We start from the raw sequence: 14,603 nt of genomic DNA on the forward strand, positions 1-14,603 counted from the left end.
ATGAATCCTAGTCCGTCCACGACCGCCAACGCCGAGGCCGAGCCGTTCCCCGCCGGCCCGGCGGCCCGCCGGCCCACGCGCCAGGTCCGCATCTCCTGGGAAGGCAAGTCGGTCGCCGTCGGCGGCGATGCGCCGGTCATGGTGCAGTCCATGACCAACACGGACACGGCCGACGCCATCGCCACCGCGATCCAGGTCAAGGAGCTGGCCCTGGCCGGCTCCGAGGTGGTGCGTATCACCGTGAATACCGCCGAGGCGGCCCGCGAGGTGCCCGCGATACGCGAGCAGCTCGACCGCATAGGCGTGGATGTGCCGCTGGTGGGCGATTTCCACTACAACGGCCACAAGCTGCTGACCCAGTATCCGGAGTGCGCGCAGGCGCTGTCCAAGTACCGCATCAACCCCGGGAACATGGGCGCGGGGAAGAAGCGCGACGACAATTTCGCGCAGATGATCGAGGTGGCCTGCCGCCACGAGAAACCGGTGCGCATAGGCGTGAACTGGGGCAGCCTGGACCAGGACCTGCTGGCCCGCATGATGGACGAGAACGGCCGCCGGGCGCGGCCCTGGGATGCCCAGTCCGTGATGCGCGACGCGCTGGTGGTATCCGCGATCGACAATGCCCGGCGCGCCGAGGAACTGGGCCTGCCGGGCGACCGCATCATCCTGTCGTGCAAGGTCAGCAACGCCCAGGACCTGATCGCGGTCTACCGCGACATCTCGCGCCGCTGCGACTACCCGCTGCACCTGGGATTGACCGAGGCGGGCATGGGCAGCAAGGGCATCGTGGCCTCGACCGCGGCGATGGGCATCCTGCTGCAGGAGGGTATAGGCGATACGATCCGCGTATCGCTGACGCCGGAGCCCAACGGCGACCGTGCCCGCGAGGTCGTGGTGGCCCAGGAGATCCTGCAAAGCCTGGGCCTGCGCGCCTTCGCGCCGGTGGTCGTCGCCTGTCCGGGCTGCGGCCGGACCAGCAGCACGGTGTTCCAGGAACTGGCCGCCGACATCCAGAGCTACCTGCGCGCGCAGATGCCCGTGTGGCGCCTGAAATACCCGGGTGCCGAGAACCTGCACGTCGCGGTCATGGGCTGCGTGGTCAACGGCCCGGGCGAGAGCAAGTTCGCGGACATCGGCATCAGCCTGCCGGGCACGGGCGAGCAGCCGGTCGCGCCGGTCTTCATCGACGGCCAGCGCTCGGTCACGCTCAAGGGCGAACACATCGCCCGGGAGTTCCAGGCATTGGTGGAAAGCTACGTCGAGAATCGCTACAGCAAGAGATAACCTTTACACCCCTAGCAGCCCCTGGACGGCAATCCAGGGCACAGCGGATCCGGCTCCGCCGGTCCGCCAGTGCCGCCCCCCGGGGGGGGGCGCGCGAAGCGCGTAGGGGGGGGACCTACATGAATAGTTTCAAGAAAGTGACCGCGATCCGCGGCATGAACGACATCCTGCCGGCCGATTCGGGCCAGTGGGAGCGGCTGGAGTCGCTGGTGCGCGAGTGGCTGCGCAGCTATGGCTACCGCAACCTGCGCACCCCCGTGCTCGAACAGACGCGGCTTTTCACGCGCGGGATCGGCGAAGTCACCGACATCGTCGAGAAAGAGATGTACAGCTTCACCGATTCGCTGAACGGCGAGTCGCTGACGATGCGTCCTGAGTTCACCGCGGGCATGGTGCGCGCCACCATCGAGCACAACCTGACCTACGACCGGCCCCAGCGGGTGTTCGCGATCGGGCCGGTATTCCGCCATGAACGCCCGCAGCGCGGCCGCTACCGCCAGTTCCACCAGATCGACGTGGAAGCCCTGGGTTTTGCCGGGCCGGACGTCGACGTCGAGCTGATCCTGATGCTGGCGCGGCTCTGGAAGATCCTGGGCCTGACGGACATCCGGCTGGAGATCAATTCGCTGGGCTCGGCCGAGGAGCGCCTGGCGCACCGGCAGGCCTTGATCACCTACCTGGAAGGGTTCAAGGACCAGCTGGACGAGGACGGCCAGCGCCGGCTGTACACGAATCCGCTGCGCGTCCTGGATACCAAGAATCCGGCGTTGCAGGAGATGGCCGACAACGCGCCGCGCCTGCTGGACTACCTGGGCGAGGCCTCGCGGGCCCATTTCGACGGCGTGCGCCAGCGGCTCGAGGATGCGGGCATCGGCTACCGGGTGAACCCCCGGCTGGTGCGGGGCCTGGACTATTACAACCTGACCGTGTTCGAGTGGGTGACCGATCGCCTGGGCGCCCAGGGCACGGTGTGCGGCGGTGGCCGCTACGACGGCCTGGTTTCGCTGCTGGGCGGCAAGCCGACGCCGGCCGTGGGCTTTGCCATCGGCGTCGAACGACTGCTGGACCTGTGGTCCCAGGCGCAGCCCGCGGAACCGCAGCCCGAGTGCGACGTCTATGTGTTGCACCAGGGCGAGCCCGCGGCGCGCGCGGCGATGCGGCTGGCCGAGGACCTGCGCGATGCGGGCCTGGACGTCGTCCTGCACTGCGGCGGCGGCAGCTTCAAGTCGCAGATGAAGCGCGCCGACGGCAGCGGGGCGGAATACGCCGTCATCCTGGGCGAGGACGAAATGGCCGAAGGCGCGGCCAGCGTCAAGGCGCTGCGGGCCGAGGGCGTGGCCCAGCGCCGCGTCGCCATGGCCGAGTTGCCGGCTTTCCTGGTAGAGGAACTGGTCCGGGCGGGCGGCCCTGAATAGCCGTGCGCGCGGGCCCGGATACGAATCGGCGCCGAATCCGTTAATCTTGCGGCTCTCGGAGTCCGCACGGGCCGCCGGCCGGCCCGCCACAACTCTTGCGATCACCACATCAACCGGGGCATAAATGGCCTACGACATCGAAGAACAGGAACAACTGGAATCCCTCAAGGCATGGTGGGCGAAGTACGGTAACTTCATCCTTGCCGTGGCGACCATCATGCTGCTGGCCGCGGCCGCCTGGAATGGCTGGCAGTGGTACCAGCGCAACCAGGCCGCGAACGCCCTGGCGCAGTTCGAGGCCCTGGAGAAGGCAGCCGAGGCGGGCGACCTGACTCGCGTCAAGGATACCGCCGGCACCATCCTGGAACAGTATTCGGGCACGGGCTACGCCCCGCGCGCCGCGCTGCTGGCCGCCCATGCCTATGAAAAAGCCGGCGACGCCCGCTCGGCCCGCGCCCAGTTGCAATGGGTGGCCGATCGCAGCGGCGACGAGGCCCTGGCCGCCGTGGCCCGCCTGCGACTGGCGGGCCTGCTGCTGGACGAGAAGAGCTACGACGAGGCGCTGGGTGTGCTGGCGCCGCAGCCGCCCGCATCCTTTGCCGCGCTGTACGCCGACCGCCGGGGCGACGTGCTGGCCGGGCAGGGCAAGCGGGACGAGGCGCGCAAGGCCTATGAAGAGGCGCTGGCCAAGCTCGACGCGTCGACCGACCTGCGCTCGTCCATCCAACTGAAACTCGATGCCCTGGGAGGCGCTTGATGACGTTGCATAACGGCTTTACCGGCGAGCGCCTGGGCTGGCGCCACCTGCGCCGCGCCGCCGCGCTGGCGGCAGTGCTGGCCCTGGCCGGATGTTCCCTGTTCTCGAGCGAGAAGCCGCGTTATCCGCCGGCTCCGCTCACCAACTTCAACGCCACGCTGCCGGTCAGCAGCGGCTGGTCGGTGTCGGTGGGCAGCAAGGGCGGCGTGGGCTTCGTGCCCGTGGTCGTCGGCGACGCGGTCTACGCCGCCACGGGCAACGGTTCGGTCGGCAAATACGCGCTGGCCACCGGTGCCGAGATCTGGCGCTCCTCGGCCAAGACCGATTTGTCCGCGGGCGTGGGCAGCGACGGCCGGGTGACGGCGGTCGCGACGCCGCGCGGCGAAGTGATCGCCTTCGACGATACCGGCGCGATCAAATGGCGCGCCCAGGCATCCAGCGAGATCACCATTCCGCCCCTGGTGGGCGAGGGCCTGGTGGTGGTGCGCAGCGGCGACTACCGCATCCAGGCATACGACGCCGAGAGCGGCAAGCGCCGCTGGAGCGTCCAGCGTCCGGGCCCGGCCCTGGCCCTGCGCGCGCCGGGCGAAATGCTGCTCTCCGGCGGCTATATCTTTACCGGCCTGCCGGGCGGCAAGCTGATCGCCATCGCCACGAACAGCGGCGCGGTGCGCTGGGAAGGCACGGTCGCCAACCCCAGCGGCGCGAGCGAACTCGAGCGCGTGGCCGACGTGGTCGGCGCGCCCGTCATCTCGGGCCGCCAACTGTGCGCCGTCACCTACCAGGGCCGCATCAACTGCTTCGACGTGGGGTCGGGCAATTCGACCTGGTCCCGCGAGTTCTCCAGCGTGACCGGCCTGACCGCCGACGTGCGCTTCGCCTATGCGGCGAACGACCGCAGCGTGGTCTTCGGCTTCGCCCTGGACAGCGGCGCGAACATTTGGAAACAGGACGTGCTGCAGAACCGCGGCCTGACCGCGCCGGCCTCGGTGGGCCGCGCCATCGCCCTGGGCGACTACCAGGGCTACGTGCATTTCCTGCAACGCGAGGACGGCACCCTGCTGGCGCGCATCGCCACCGACGGCAGCGCCATTCTTTCCCAGCCCGTGGCGACCGACCGCGGGGTGCTGGTGCAGACTTCCAAGGGTAATCTGACCCTGATCAATGTCGGTCAATGAGCAAGGCTTTTCGACGATGAAACCCGCTGTCTTCAAACCGGTGGTCGTCCTGGTGGGACGGCCCAACGTGGGCAAATCCACGTTGTTCAACCGGCTGACCCGCTCGCGCGACGCGCTCGTGGCCGATTTCCCCGGGCTCACGCGCGATCGCCACTATGGCGAGGGCAGGGTGGGGGATCATCCCTTCATCGTCGTGGACACCGGTGGTTTCGAGCCGGTGGCCAAGAACGGCATCATGGCCGAGATGGCCAAGCAGACCGTGCAGGCGGTGGACGAGGCCGACGCCATCGTGTTCCTGACCGACGGACGCGTGGGCCTGACCGGCCATGACCGCGAGATCGCCGAGCGCCTGCGCCGTTCCGGGCGCAAGGTGCTGCTGGCGGTCAACAAGGTGGAAGGCATGTCGCGCGCCGCCGCCGCGGCCGAGTTCTACGAACTGGGGCTGGGCGAGCCGCACGCGATTTCGTCCGCCCATGGCGACGGCGTGGTGGACATGATCGAGGAGGCGCTGCAAGGCCTGGTCGAGACGGCGCCCGAGGTGGACGACGACGAAGCCGCCGAAATGGCCCGGCAAACGGACGAGGAAGCCTTCTCGCCGGTCGACGCCATCGACCACCGCATCAAGCTCGCCATCGTCGGGCGTCCGAACGTCGGCAAGTCCACGCTCGTGAATACGCTGCTGGGCGAGGAGCGGGTCATCGCCTTCGACCAGCCGGGCACCACCCGCGACGCCATCGAGATCGAGTTCGAGCGGGGCGGGCGCCGCTACACCCTGATCGACACCGCCGGACTGCGCAAGCGCGGCAAGGTGTTCGAGGCGATCGAGAAATTCTCCGTCATCAAGACGCTGCAGGCGATCGAGGCCAGCAACGTCGTGCTGCTGATGCTGGACGCCAGCGCGGAAATCTCCGAGCAGGACGCCCACATCGCCGGTTTCGTGCTGGAGACCGGGCGCGCGCTGGTGGTGGCGATCAACAAGTGGGACCGCGCCGACAGCGAGCGCCGCGACGAGATCAAGCGCGAGTTCGAACGCAAGCTGCGCTTCCTGTCGTTCGCCAAGATGCATACGGTATCGGCGCTGCGCGGCGCCGGCATCGGGCCGCTGCTCAAGTCCATCGAGTCGGCCCATGCGGCGGCCTTCGCCAAGCTTTCCACGCCCAAGCTGACCCGCACGCTGCAGGCCGCGGTCGAGCAGCAGCAACCGCCGCGCAAGGGAATCTTCCGGCCCAAGCTGCGCTACGCCCACCAGGGTGGCCAGAATCCGCCGCTGATCGTGGTCCATGGCAGCGCCCTGGACGAAATCCCCGATTCGTATCGCAGGTTCCTCGAAACCCGGTTCCGGGAAACTTTCCGGCTCGAAGGCACTCCATTGAGAATCGAGTTCAGAAACTCGAGGAATCCTTATCTCGACAAGGCGGGGTAACCGAGTATCTTCCGGGACGTGCTCTTGTGGGAACGTAACCGCGTCCCCACATGGGATTTGGGGAAAAAAGCGGTCTTCTTCTCAGTTTTGAGATTCGCTAGTTTCCCTGGGGAAAACCCGGTACAGTAACAGAGTTGGCATCCGCCAAGAAAAACACATCCAGGAGCCCACTAATGAGCAATAAAGGGCAATTGCTACAAGACCCCTTCCTTAACGTGCTGCGTAAAGAGCACGTACCCGTCTCCATTTACCTCGTCAACGGCATCAAGCTGCAAGGCCAGATCGAATCCTTCGATCAGTACGTAGTCCTGCTGCGCAATACCGTGACACAAATGGTCTACAAACACGCCATTTCGACCGTCGTGCCCTCGCGCCCGGTCAATTTCCAGGTTGAAGCCGCTGCAGACTAATCCAACTCCTACCGGGCAGAACCACGGGCCGCTGATGCGCGCGCTGATCGTCAGCGTGGACTTCGGCGAGCCCGAGTTCCAGGCCCAGACCGACGAATTCATCATGCTGGCCAAGGGGGCCGGCGCGCAGATCGTCGACACCATCATTGCCCGACGGGCGCGTCCTGATGCAGCGCTCTTCGTGGGGTCGGGCAAGGCGGAAGAAATCGCCCTGGCGGCTGCGGCCGGCCAGGCCGAGATCATCCTGTTCAACCACAACCTGACGCCTGCCCAGCAGCGCAACCTGGAACGCGCCCTGAAGATACGGGTGGTGGACCGGGTCGCACTCATCCTGGACATCTTCGCGTTGCGCGCCCATAGCCACGAAGGCAAGCTCCAGGTCGAGCTGGCCCAGTTGCAGCACCTGGCCACGCGCCTGACCCGGATGTGGTCCCACCTGGAACGCCAGCGCGGCGGCATAGGCATGCGGGGCCCGGGTGAATCCCAGCTGGAAATGGACCGCCGCATGATCGGCGACAAGGTCCGGTACCTGCGCGAGCGCCTGGACAAGCTCGAACGACAGCGGCAGACCCAGCGCCGTTCGCGCGCGCGGGGCGGGGCGCTCTCGGTCTCGCTGGTGGGCTATACCAACGCCGGCAAGTCCACGCTGTTCAACGCGCTGACCCGGGCCGACGTCTATGCGGCCGACCAGCTCTTCGCCACCCTGGACACCACCACCCGGCGCATCTGGATCGAGGGTGCCGGTTCGGTGGTCGTGTCCGACACCGTCGGCTTCATCCGCGAGTTGCCGCATACGCTCATCGCGGCGTTCAAGGCCACGCTCGAGGAAACCGTCCATGCCGACCTGCTGCTGCATGTCGTGGACGCGTCCAGCCCCCAGCGCGACGAACAGATCGCCGAGGTCGACAAGGTCCTGGAGGAGATCGGGGCGGCGGACATTCCCCGCATCCTGGTCTACAACAAGATCGACCGCAGCAGCCACGAGGCGGGAGTCGAGCGCGACGAGCATGGTACGATCTCGCGAGTGTTCGTCAGCGCGATCGAACGTACCGGCCTGGATGCACTGCGGGGTGCCATCGTCGAGGCCGGACAGGCAGATCCCGTGGTCACAGGTAATAATAGTAGCGACCCACGCTTTCGTACGCTGTCTTCGTCCGTCGGCCCCACGGCCGACGCCCGATCCTAGGCGACGGGTTCGGCCCGTCCGCTTCGCTTACTACAAAGATGCGTCTGCCTGCGATAACTCGAATATTCAATCTGAACGACTCGAACTGGGGCCGCGGAAGCGGCGGTGGCTCCGGCAACGAGCCTCCCCGGCGTCCACAGAACGACGGACGGGACAACAATAACGGCGGACCGCCGGATCTCGACGAGTTGTGGCGCGATTTCAACCGCAGGCTCAGCGGCCTGTTCGGCCGCAAGCCCTCGGGGCCTCCCGGCGGCGGCAACAACGGCGGTGGCCGTTTTTCGCCGTCCTCGCGGGGTACCGGCGTCGGCCTGCTGGTCGTCGTGGTCGTGGTGGCCCTGCTGTGGCTCGCCTCGGGCTTCTTCATCGTCCAGGAAGGGCAGGTCGCCGTCATCACGCAGTTCGGCAAGTACAAGGAAACCACGCGGGCGGGTTTCCAATGGCGCCTGCCGTATCCCATCCAGAGCCACGAGACCGTCAATCTCTCGCAATTGCGCACCATCGAGGTGGGCTTCCGCAATACCTCGCGCAGCAAGGTGTTGCAGGAGTCCCTGATGCTGACCGACGACGAGAACATCGTCGACATGCAGTTCGTGGTCCAGTACCGGTTGAAGGAAACGGGCGCGCGCGATTACCTCTTCAACAACCGTGGTCCCGACGAAGCGGTCAAGCAGGCCGCCGAGACCGCCATGCGCGAGATCGTCGGCAAGAAGAAGATGGACTTCGTGCTGTACGAGGGGCGTACCGAAGTGGCCACGGAAGTCGCGGCGCTGATGCAGCAGATCATGGATCTGTACCGTACCGGCGTCCTGGTCAGCACCGTGGCGATCCAGAACGCCCAGCCGCCCGAGCAGGTGCAGGCCGCGTTCGACGACGCGGTCAAGGCCGGGCAGGACCGCGAGCGCCAGATCAACGAAGGCCAGGCCTATGCCAACGACGTGGTTCCCCGCGCCTCGGGCGCCGCGTCGCGCCTGATCCAGGAAGCCGAGGCCTACCGCCAGCGCATCGTCGAGAGCGCCGAGGGCGACGCCGCGCGCTTCTCCCAGGTGCTGACCGAGTACAAGAAGGCGCCGCAGGTCACGCGGGACCGCCTCTATCTCGAGACCATGCAGCAGGTCTTCACCAACACCTCGAAGGTGCTGGTGGACACGCGCAACGGCAGCAACCTGCTGTACCTGCCGCTGGACAAGCTGATGCAGCAGGTGTCGCACGAGTCCGCGGCCGGGGCGCGCTCGTCGTCCGCCGCGAGCGGCTCCTCGTCCGTGAACGTGCCGCCGCCGCTGGCCGGCAGCGTGCTGCCGGAAGCTGGACGCGACGCGCTGCGCTCGCGGGACCGCAACAGATAATCGAGAAGGAATAGCATGGACCGTTTGATTCCTGCGGTAATCGGTCTACTCGTGGGGGTGGCCGTATTGTCGTCGTGCGTGTTCGTCGTCAACGAACGCAACTATGCCGTCGTCTTCGCCCTGGGTGAAATCAAGGAAGTCATCGACGAACCTGGCCTGTATTTCAAGCTGCCGCCGCCGTTCCAGAACGTGCAGCAGTTCGACAAGCGCATCCTGACCATCGACTCCGCCGACAGCGAGCGGGTGCAGACCTCGGAAAAGAAGAACCTGCTGATCGACGCTTTCGTGAAGTGGCGCATCTCCAATCCGCGCACCTACTACGTCACCTTCGGCGGTAACGAGCGTGCGGCGCAGGAGCGCCTGCTGGCGCTGATCCGCGATGCGCTGAATGCCTCGATCAACCGCCGCACCGTGAACGACGTCACCTCCAAGGAGCGTGACAAGATCATGCAGGAGATCCGCACCAACACCGAAGCGGCGGCCAAGCTCCTGGGGGTCGAGATCGTCGACGTGCGTCTCAAGCGCGTGGATTTCGTGCCCGAGATCTCCGAGTCGGTCTATCGCCGGATGGAAGCCGAGCGCAAGCGCGTGGCCAACGAGCAGCGTTCCATCGGCGCCGCCGAGGGCGAGAAGATCCGTGCCGATGCCGACCGCCAGCGCGAGGTCATCCTGGCCGAAGCCTACCGCAAGGCCCAGGAAATCAAGGGCGAGGGCGACGCCAAGGCCTCCGCCGTCTACGCGCAGGCCTTCGGCCAGGACCGCGACTTCTATCGCTTCTACAAGAGCCTGGAAGCCTACCGCAGCTCGTTCGGCTCCAAGTCCGACATGCTGGTGGTGGACCCGAGTTCGGAGTTCTTCCGCTTCATGAAATCACCAGCTGCGAATTGACCCCCCCTACGCCCTCCGGGCGCCCCCCAGGGGGCGATGCGGGTGGACCGGCAAAGCCGGATCCACCGCATCCTGGGGTACCAAAGGGCTGGCGGAGACTGGCGATATTGCCTGGCATCCGGTTCGGTTGAAAAAGAAAACGGCCTTGCGTGCAAGCAAGGCCGTTCTTGTATTTGCGGTCCCCCCAGACCCAGGGCACAGCGGATCCGGCTCCGCCGGTCCGCCAGTGCCGCCCCCTGGGGGGCGCGCGTCAGCGCGTAGGGGGGGGCCCCCTACTCAGTCCGCCCTGAACAATTCGGTTCTTAGCAGCAGGGCGGTCGGTTCTCGACCGGAGCGGCGAGCAGTGCTGCAATGACCGGCTGCATCGGCAGGCCGACGCGGACGCAATAAAGCCGCAGCGCGGCCAGGATCAGGCGCAGGTTGTGCCCTGCGCCGCACATCACCGCGTGCAGCGCATCGCCCAGCGCCCCTTTGAGCGGATTGCGGGCGAGCCGCCCGTCCATCTTCATGTGCCCAATGGCCGGCTCGATGGCGCTGCGCCGACGGATCATGGCCTTGAGCGTCCGGGTGATGCCACGCCGTTGTCCCGAGCGCAGGATGCGCACGCCTTCGATCTCCACGCCCCGGTAGCCCTTGTCCACGATGGCTGTGGCGGGTGGCCTGTCCGTGCCGGTGAGGATGCCCACTTGCTCCAGCGTCTCGGCCAGCGTGTGCCCGTCATAGGGGTTGCCCGGCATGGAGCGCATGCCCACCACCAGGCCCTCCTTCAACGTGGTGGCGATGCTGACCTTCACACCGAACTCGTACGGTGTCCTGGCTTTGCCTTTGCTGATGCACTCCACCTCGGGCGCGTGCAGGGCGTACAGCTTGTTCTTGTCCTTCGTGCGCTGGGTCAGGATGCGGCCGGTGCGCTGCAGCAGGTCCTGCACCTTGGCCTGGGCCGCTTCGGGCAGCACATGCAACTGGCGCTGCACCTCACGATGCACGCGGCCCACACGGGTGCGCAGCGTGCGCACGGCCTTCTTCATGCGCTTGAACTGCTTGGCGTGCGCGTAGCGACCGATCTGTGCGGCCAGCCGAGGGGCCACGCGGTTGTAGTTCTGGCGCAGCCGCAGTCCGTTGTCCTCGGCGACCTTGACCAGGTGCTGGCGGCTCTTGTCCAACAGCCGGCTGTCGGTGGGATGGGCGATGGCCTTGGGCATGACGGTGGTGTCCACGATCACCTGCTGCGTGCTGGCCTTGCGGATGACGCCACCACGCCGGGCAGCATCGATGCTGGCCGCAAGCAGCGTTTCCACCCCTTCTTCTCCAATGCGTTTTCTCCAGCGCGTCAGACTGGACGGGTCGATGGGCAGTTCGGTCTGCAGATAGGTCTCGCCACAGAAGAACTGCCAGTACGGGTTCTCCACCCAGGTGTTGACCACGGCTTCGTCGGAAGCATTGAAGGTGTGCTGCAGGTACAGCAGCCCGGCAACCAGGCGCGGCGCCAACGCGGGCCTGCCTCGGCCGGAAGTGAACGACAGCGCGAACGTGCGCTCAATCTCGGCCCAGTCGATCAGCGCGGCCAGTCTGACCAGCGGGTGCTGCATGTTGATCTGCTCGTCCAGCCTTGGACGGAACAGCTCGGCCGTTTGCGGCTGCGAAGGCTTTGGACCCATGGGATTCTTTGGAGGAATTTGCAAGAAAACAGGCACTGGCAAAACCATACCTTGCAAATCCCGGGCCCATCAATCAGCAGAACCACGTTTCAGATCAAGGGATTGCGCATTGTTCAGGGCGGACTACTCAGGAGTAATGCCAGCGGCTTTGACGACGGCGCGCCATTCGGGGATTTCCGTGCGGATGCGGTCGGCCATTTCCTGGGGGGTGCTGGGCAGCAGTTCCACGCCTAGGTCGACGAATTTGTCGTGCGTGGCGGGTTGCTTCAGGATACGGACGACTTCGCGGTTCAGTTTGGCGACGACGGGGGCCGGCATGCCGGCGGGGCCGGACAGGGCGAACCAGACGTTGGCGCTGAAGCCTGGCAGCGTTTCGTTGATCGTGGGCAGGTCGGGCATGATCTCGGTGCGCTTTTCACCCGAAGTGGCCAGCGCCGTGAGCTTGCCGGCGCGGACGTGGGGCAGGGACGAGGCGCCGCCTTCGAACATCATGTCGACCTGGCCGGCGATCAGGTCCGTGCTGGCATTGGAGCTGCCCTTGTAGGGCACGTGCAGGATGTCCACGCCGGCCTGTTTCTTGAACATTTCCGCCAGCAGATGGTGCGAGCTGCCGGAGCCCAGCGAGGCATAGGTGTACTTGCCGGGCGAGGCTTTGGCGGCGGCGATGAGGTCGGCCACGGTGCGCATGGGCAGGGCCTTGTTGACCACCAGGTAGGTGGGCGTGTCGAACAGCATGGAGATGGGGGTGAAGTCCCGCTGCGAATCGTAGGGCAGCTGCTTGCGCAGCAGGGGATTGAACACCATGGCGCTTTGCGTGGCGATCAGCAGCGTATAGCCGTCGGGCGGTGCCTTGGCCACGGTCTCGGCGGCGATGGTCTGGCTGGCGCCGGGGCGGTTTTCCACGATCACGGGCTGGTTGAAGGTCGCCGACAGTTGCTGAGCGATGTAGCGGGCGAAGGTATCGCCCAGCCCGCCGGCCGAGTGGGGGGAGATGATCCGGATCGGCTTGGTCGGGAAATCGGTCGCGGCATCCTGGGCGGACGCCGGCTGGCAGGCGAACAGCCCCGTGGCGGCAAGCGCCGCGAGCAGGGTACGGCGATGGGTATCCAGGCCGGCGGGGCGCCGGCTCAGCGGTTGGGTCATGGCGTGTCTCCTGTGCGGGGCTGGTCGGCCGTGCCGCCGCCCCGTCGTTTGCCGTGGAAAATCAACGGAAGTGGTAGCGGCCTTCTTCATCCCGGGCCAGGGGACGCTTGCCGGCGGTATCCTCCAGCCAGCGCACGATCTCGCGGCCGTCGTCGCTGCCGGTCGCGGCCATCAGCTCCTCGAAGTACTTGGGGCCGTCCTCCAGCGCTTCCTCGAGGGAGGCGAAGCGGGCGCCCTCGTAGCGCGGGGCGGCGGGAACCCGGTATTCCAGGGGACGTTGCGTGCCCGGGGCGAGCAGGGGCAGGGTCAGGTCGAAACCCGCCTTGGCCCCGGTGCGGGCGCCGTTCAGCGAGGGGTCCAGCGGCATGGCGCGCATGCCGGTCTGGATCACCAGGTCGCGATCGGCCTGGAATCGGGTGCCCAGGGCCCAGTCCATCTGCGCATCCGAGAAGATGTCGATGTCGGGATCGACCACGAATACGTGCTTGACGTTCGAGAGCGAGCCGAACACCGCGGCGATGGCGTTGCGGGCCTCGCCCGGCACGCGCTGCTGCAAGGCGATGCGCACGTTGAACATGCCGCCGTTGGCCGGCGCGGCGAAGACGCCGCGCACTTCCCGCACCGCGGTCTCGAGCGCGCGCCAGATCATCACTTCGGTGCGCAGCGCGTTCAGCTGCGCGGTATCGGTCCAGGCCATGTTGGGGCCGCTGATGGTGGCGGTCTGGAACACGGCGTCGCGCCGGCGCGTGATGGCCGTCACGTGGAACAGCGGATTCTTCTTGACCACGCCGTAGTAGCCCAGGAACTCGCCGTAGGGGCCCTCGGGCTCGACGTGGCCGGCCTCGTCCAGATAGCCTTCGATGATGAATTCCGCGTCGGCCGGCACCAGCAGGTCGTTGGTCACGCACTTGACCACGGGCAGCGGGGCGGCCCGCAGGCTGGAAAGCAGGCCCAGCTCGTCGCCGGGAATGCGCATGGTGGCGGCGATGTGGTCGATGGGGTTCGAGCCCACCGCGAAGGCGATGGGTACCCGCTGGCCGCGGCCCGCCTGCTTCAGGTACAGGGCGCGCAGGTCCGACGGCGCGACCAGGTCTATCCCGGCCGTGCGGCGGCCGCGCAGCATGAGGCGGCGCACGCCCACGTTGGTCCAGCCGGTGTCGGGGTCCCGCGTGAAATCGATGGAGGCGGAAATATAGGGCGCTCCGTCCAGTCCGTGCTGCAGGTGGACGGGCAACCGGGTAAGGTCGCAGTCATCGCCTTGCAGGACGATCTGCTGGACGGGGGCCCGGGACGCCGGGATTTCCACGAACTCGGGCCGGTTGCGCAGCCGCCGGGTCACTTCGGCGGGCAGTTCGGCCGGCGTCGTGCCGAATGCCAGGGCGAGCCGTTCGCGGCTGCCCGCGGCGTTGCCGCACAGCGGCGTGTCGGCGCCGCCCGGGCGTTCGATGAGGACCGCCTTGGGGCTGCGCTCCAGGATGGCGGCGACGTCGCGCAAGGCCGCTTCGGGCTCGCGCAGCAGGGCACCCTCGTCCAGGGATTCCAGGAAACGTCTGAGACGGAAGGCGTCCAGGTCGGGCAGGGCGGGGGAAGGCGAAGGCACGGCGGTCTCCGGGGGCTGGTTCGGGAAAGAGGACCTCCGGGCCGCCGCCGTCGCGGCGCCGCCCATCGGTCCGGGCTGCCGCGTTATTTAAATGCACCCCACCGTGGGGCGTAAGCAAAACATTTGAATGACGTGATAGAAGAACGTGAACAATGCGTCGGCCCCGCACCACGCAAGCTTGATTTTGTCGTGATTCGAGCGGACAATAGCGTGTAAGCCAAGAGGTATGTCCGAATTCATCATTGCACCAACTTGGTGCGATTCGGGCGACCCAAGCTTGGAAGAAGCGGTTGATGGGCTTGCACGTGTGCATAC

12 protein-coding genes are annotated in these 14,603 nt (G+C 66.7%); 9 read left to right on the forward strand and 3 right to left on the reverse strand.

From position 1 onward, the window contains the following. The 9 genes from ispG (at position 1) to hflC (ending at position 9,887) form a co-directional block, all read left to right on the forward strand. Complete coding sequence (ispG, locus tag R4823_RS13145; protein WP_338618931.1) at positions 1-1,284, forward strand: flavodoxin-dependent (E)-4-hydroxy-3-methylbut-2-enyl-diphosphate synthase; 1,284 nt, start codon at positions 1-3, stop codon at positions 1,282-1,284. Between the two features lie 119 nt (positions 1,285-1,403). After that, on the forward strand, positions 1,404-2,699 hold the full coding sequence (gene hisS / locus R4823_RS13150) for a histidine--tRNA ligase (RefSeq protein WP_132978881.1): 1,296 nt from the start codon (positions 1,404-1,406) through the stop codon (positions 2,697-2,699). Positions 2,700-2,823: 124 nt separating this feature from the next. Further along, entirely contained in the window at positions 2,824-3,456 is a 633-nt protein-coding gene (locus R4823_RS13155) for a tetratricopeptide repeat protein (RefSeq protein WP_338618934.1), read from the forward strand. After that, positions 3,456-4,634 (forward strand): outer membrane protein assembly factor BamB, encoded by a 1,179-nt coding sequence (gene bamB / locus R4823_RS13160; RefSeq protein WP_087840206.1) that lies wholly within the window; start codon positions 3,456-3,458, stop codon positions 4,632-4,634. The genes R4823_RS13155 and bamB overlap by 1 nt, the downstream gene beginning before the upstream one ends. A 16-nt stretch (positions 4,635-4,650) precedes the next feature. Next, entirely contained in the window at positions 4,651-6,057 is a 1,407-nt protein-coding gene (gene der, locus R4823_RS13165; protein ID WP_279814952.1) for a ribosome biogenesis GTPase Der, read from the forward strand. A 173-nt stretch (positions 6,058-6,230) separates the two neighbouring features. Continuing rightward, positions 6,231-6,467 carry an RNA chaperone Hfq gene (hfq, locus tag R4823_RS13170; RefSeq protein WP_087780232.1) on the forward strand — a complete coding sequence of 79 codons (237 nt, stop codon included), beginning with the start codon at positions 6,231-6,233 and terminating at the stop codon, positions 6,465-6,467. 34 nt (positions 6,468-6,501) lie between these two features. Further along, positions 6,502-7,653 carry a GTPase HflX gene (gene hflX, locus R4823_RS13175; protein WP_132978879.1) on the forward strand — a complete coding sequence of 384 codons (1,152 nt, stop codon included), beginning with the start codon at positions 6,502-6,504 and terminating at the stop codon, positions 7,651-7,653. 44 nt (positions 7,654-7,697) lie between these two features. Beyond that, positions 7,698-8,999: an FtsH protease activity modulator HflK gene (gene hflK / locus R4823_RS13180; protein ID WP_132978921.1), complete on the forward strand. Its 1,302-nt coding sequence runs from the start codon at positions 7,698-7,700 to the stop codon at positions 8,997-8,999. Positions 9,000-9,014: 15 nt separating this feature from the next. Next, positions 9,015-9,887 (forward strand): protease modulator HflC, encoded by an 873-nt coding sequence (gene hflC, locus R4823_RS13185; protein ID WP_087840203.1) that lies wholly within the window; start codon positions 9,015-9,017, stop codon positions 9,885-9,887. A gap of 302 nt (positions 9,888-10,189) precedes the next feature. Here the strand turns inward: hflC and R4823_RS13190 are convergent, their stop codons facing one another. The 3 genes from R4823_RS13190 to R4823_RS13200 form a co-directional block, all read right to left on the reverse strand. Then, entirely contained in the window at positions 10,190-11,545 is a 1,356-nt protein-coding gene (locus R4823_RS13190) for an IS5 family transposase (protein ID WP_338617978.1), read from the reverse strand. Between the two features lie 123 nt (positions 11,546-11,668). Beyond that, entirely contained in the window at positions 11,669-12,688 is a 1,020-nt protein-coding gene (locus R4823_RS13195; RefSeq protein WP_165962995.1) for a tripartite tricarboxylate transporter substrate binding protein, read from the reverse strand. Positions 12,689-12,749: 61 nt separating this feature from the next. Continuing rightward, positions 12,750-14,288 carry a UbiD family decarboxylase gene (locus R4823_RS13200; protein ID WP_243724352.1) on the reverse strand — a complete coding sequence of 513 codons (1,539 nt, stop codon included), beginning with the start codon at positions 14,286-14,288 and terminating at the stop codon, positions 12,750-12,752. Positions 14,289-14,603 lie beyond the last annotated feature (315 nt).

This window comes from Pigmentiphaga sp. CHJ604 (assembly GCF_036972535.1).
In the GTDB taxonomy this organism is placed as follows: domain Bacteria; phylum Pseudomonadota; class Gammaproteobacteria; order Burkholderiales; family Burkholderiaceae_B; genus Pigmentiphaga; species Pigmentiphaga daeguensis.

What these genes read in the sequence shown, in the direction of transcription:
- ispG (WP_338618931.1), top strand. Translation starts at nt 1, where the DNA reads ATGAATCCTAGTCCGTCCACGACCGCCAACGCCGAGGCCGAGCCGTTC.
- hisS (WP_132978881.1), top strand. Translation starts at nt 1,404, where the DNA reads ATGAATAGTTTCAAGAAAGTGACCGCGATCCGCGGCATGAACGACATC.
- R4823_RS13155 (WP_338618934.1), top strand. Translation starts at nt 2,824, where the DNA reads ATGGCCTACGACATCGAAGAACAGGAACAACTGGAATCCCTCAAGGCA.
- bamB (WP_087840206.1), top strand. Translation starts at nt 3,456, where the DNA reads ATGACGTTGCATAACGGCTTTACCGGCGAGCGCCTGGGCTGGCGCCAC.
- der (WP_279814952.1), top strand. Translation starts at nt 4,651, where the DNA reads ATGAAACCCGCTGTCTTCAAACCGGTGGTCGTCCTGGTGGGACGGCCC.
- hfq (WP_087780232.1), top strand. Translation starts at nt 6,231, where the DNA reads ATGAGCAATAAAGGGCAATTGCTACAAGACCCCTTCCTTAACGTGCTG.
- hflX (WP_132978879.1), top strand. Translation starts at nt 6,502, where the DNA reads ATGCGCGCGCTGATCGTCAGCGTGGACTTCGGCGAGCCCGAGTTCCAG.
- hflC (WP_087840203.1), top strand. Translation starts at nt 9,015, where the DNA reads ATGGACCGTTTGATTCCTGCGGTAATCGGTCTACTCGTGGGGGTGGCC.
- R4823_RS13190 (WP_338617978.1), bottom strand. Translation starts at nt 11,545, where the DNA reads ATGGGTCCAAAGCCTTCGCAGCCGCAAACGGCCGAGCTGTTCCGTCCA.
- R4823_RS13195 (WP_165962995.1), bottom strand. Translation starts at nt 12,688, where the DNA reads ATGACCCAACCGCTGAGCCGGCGCCCCGCCGGCCTGGATACCCATCGC.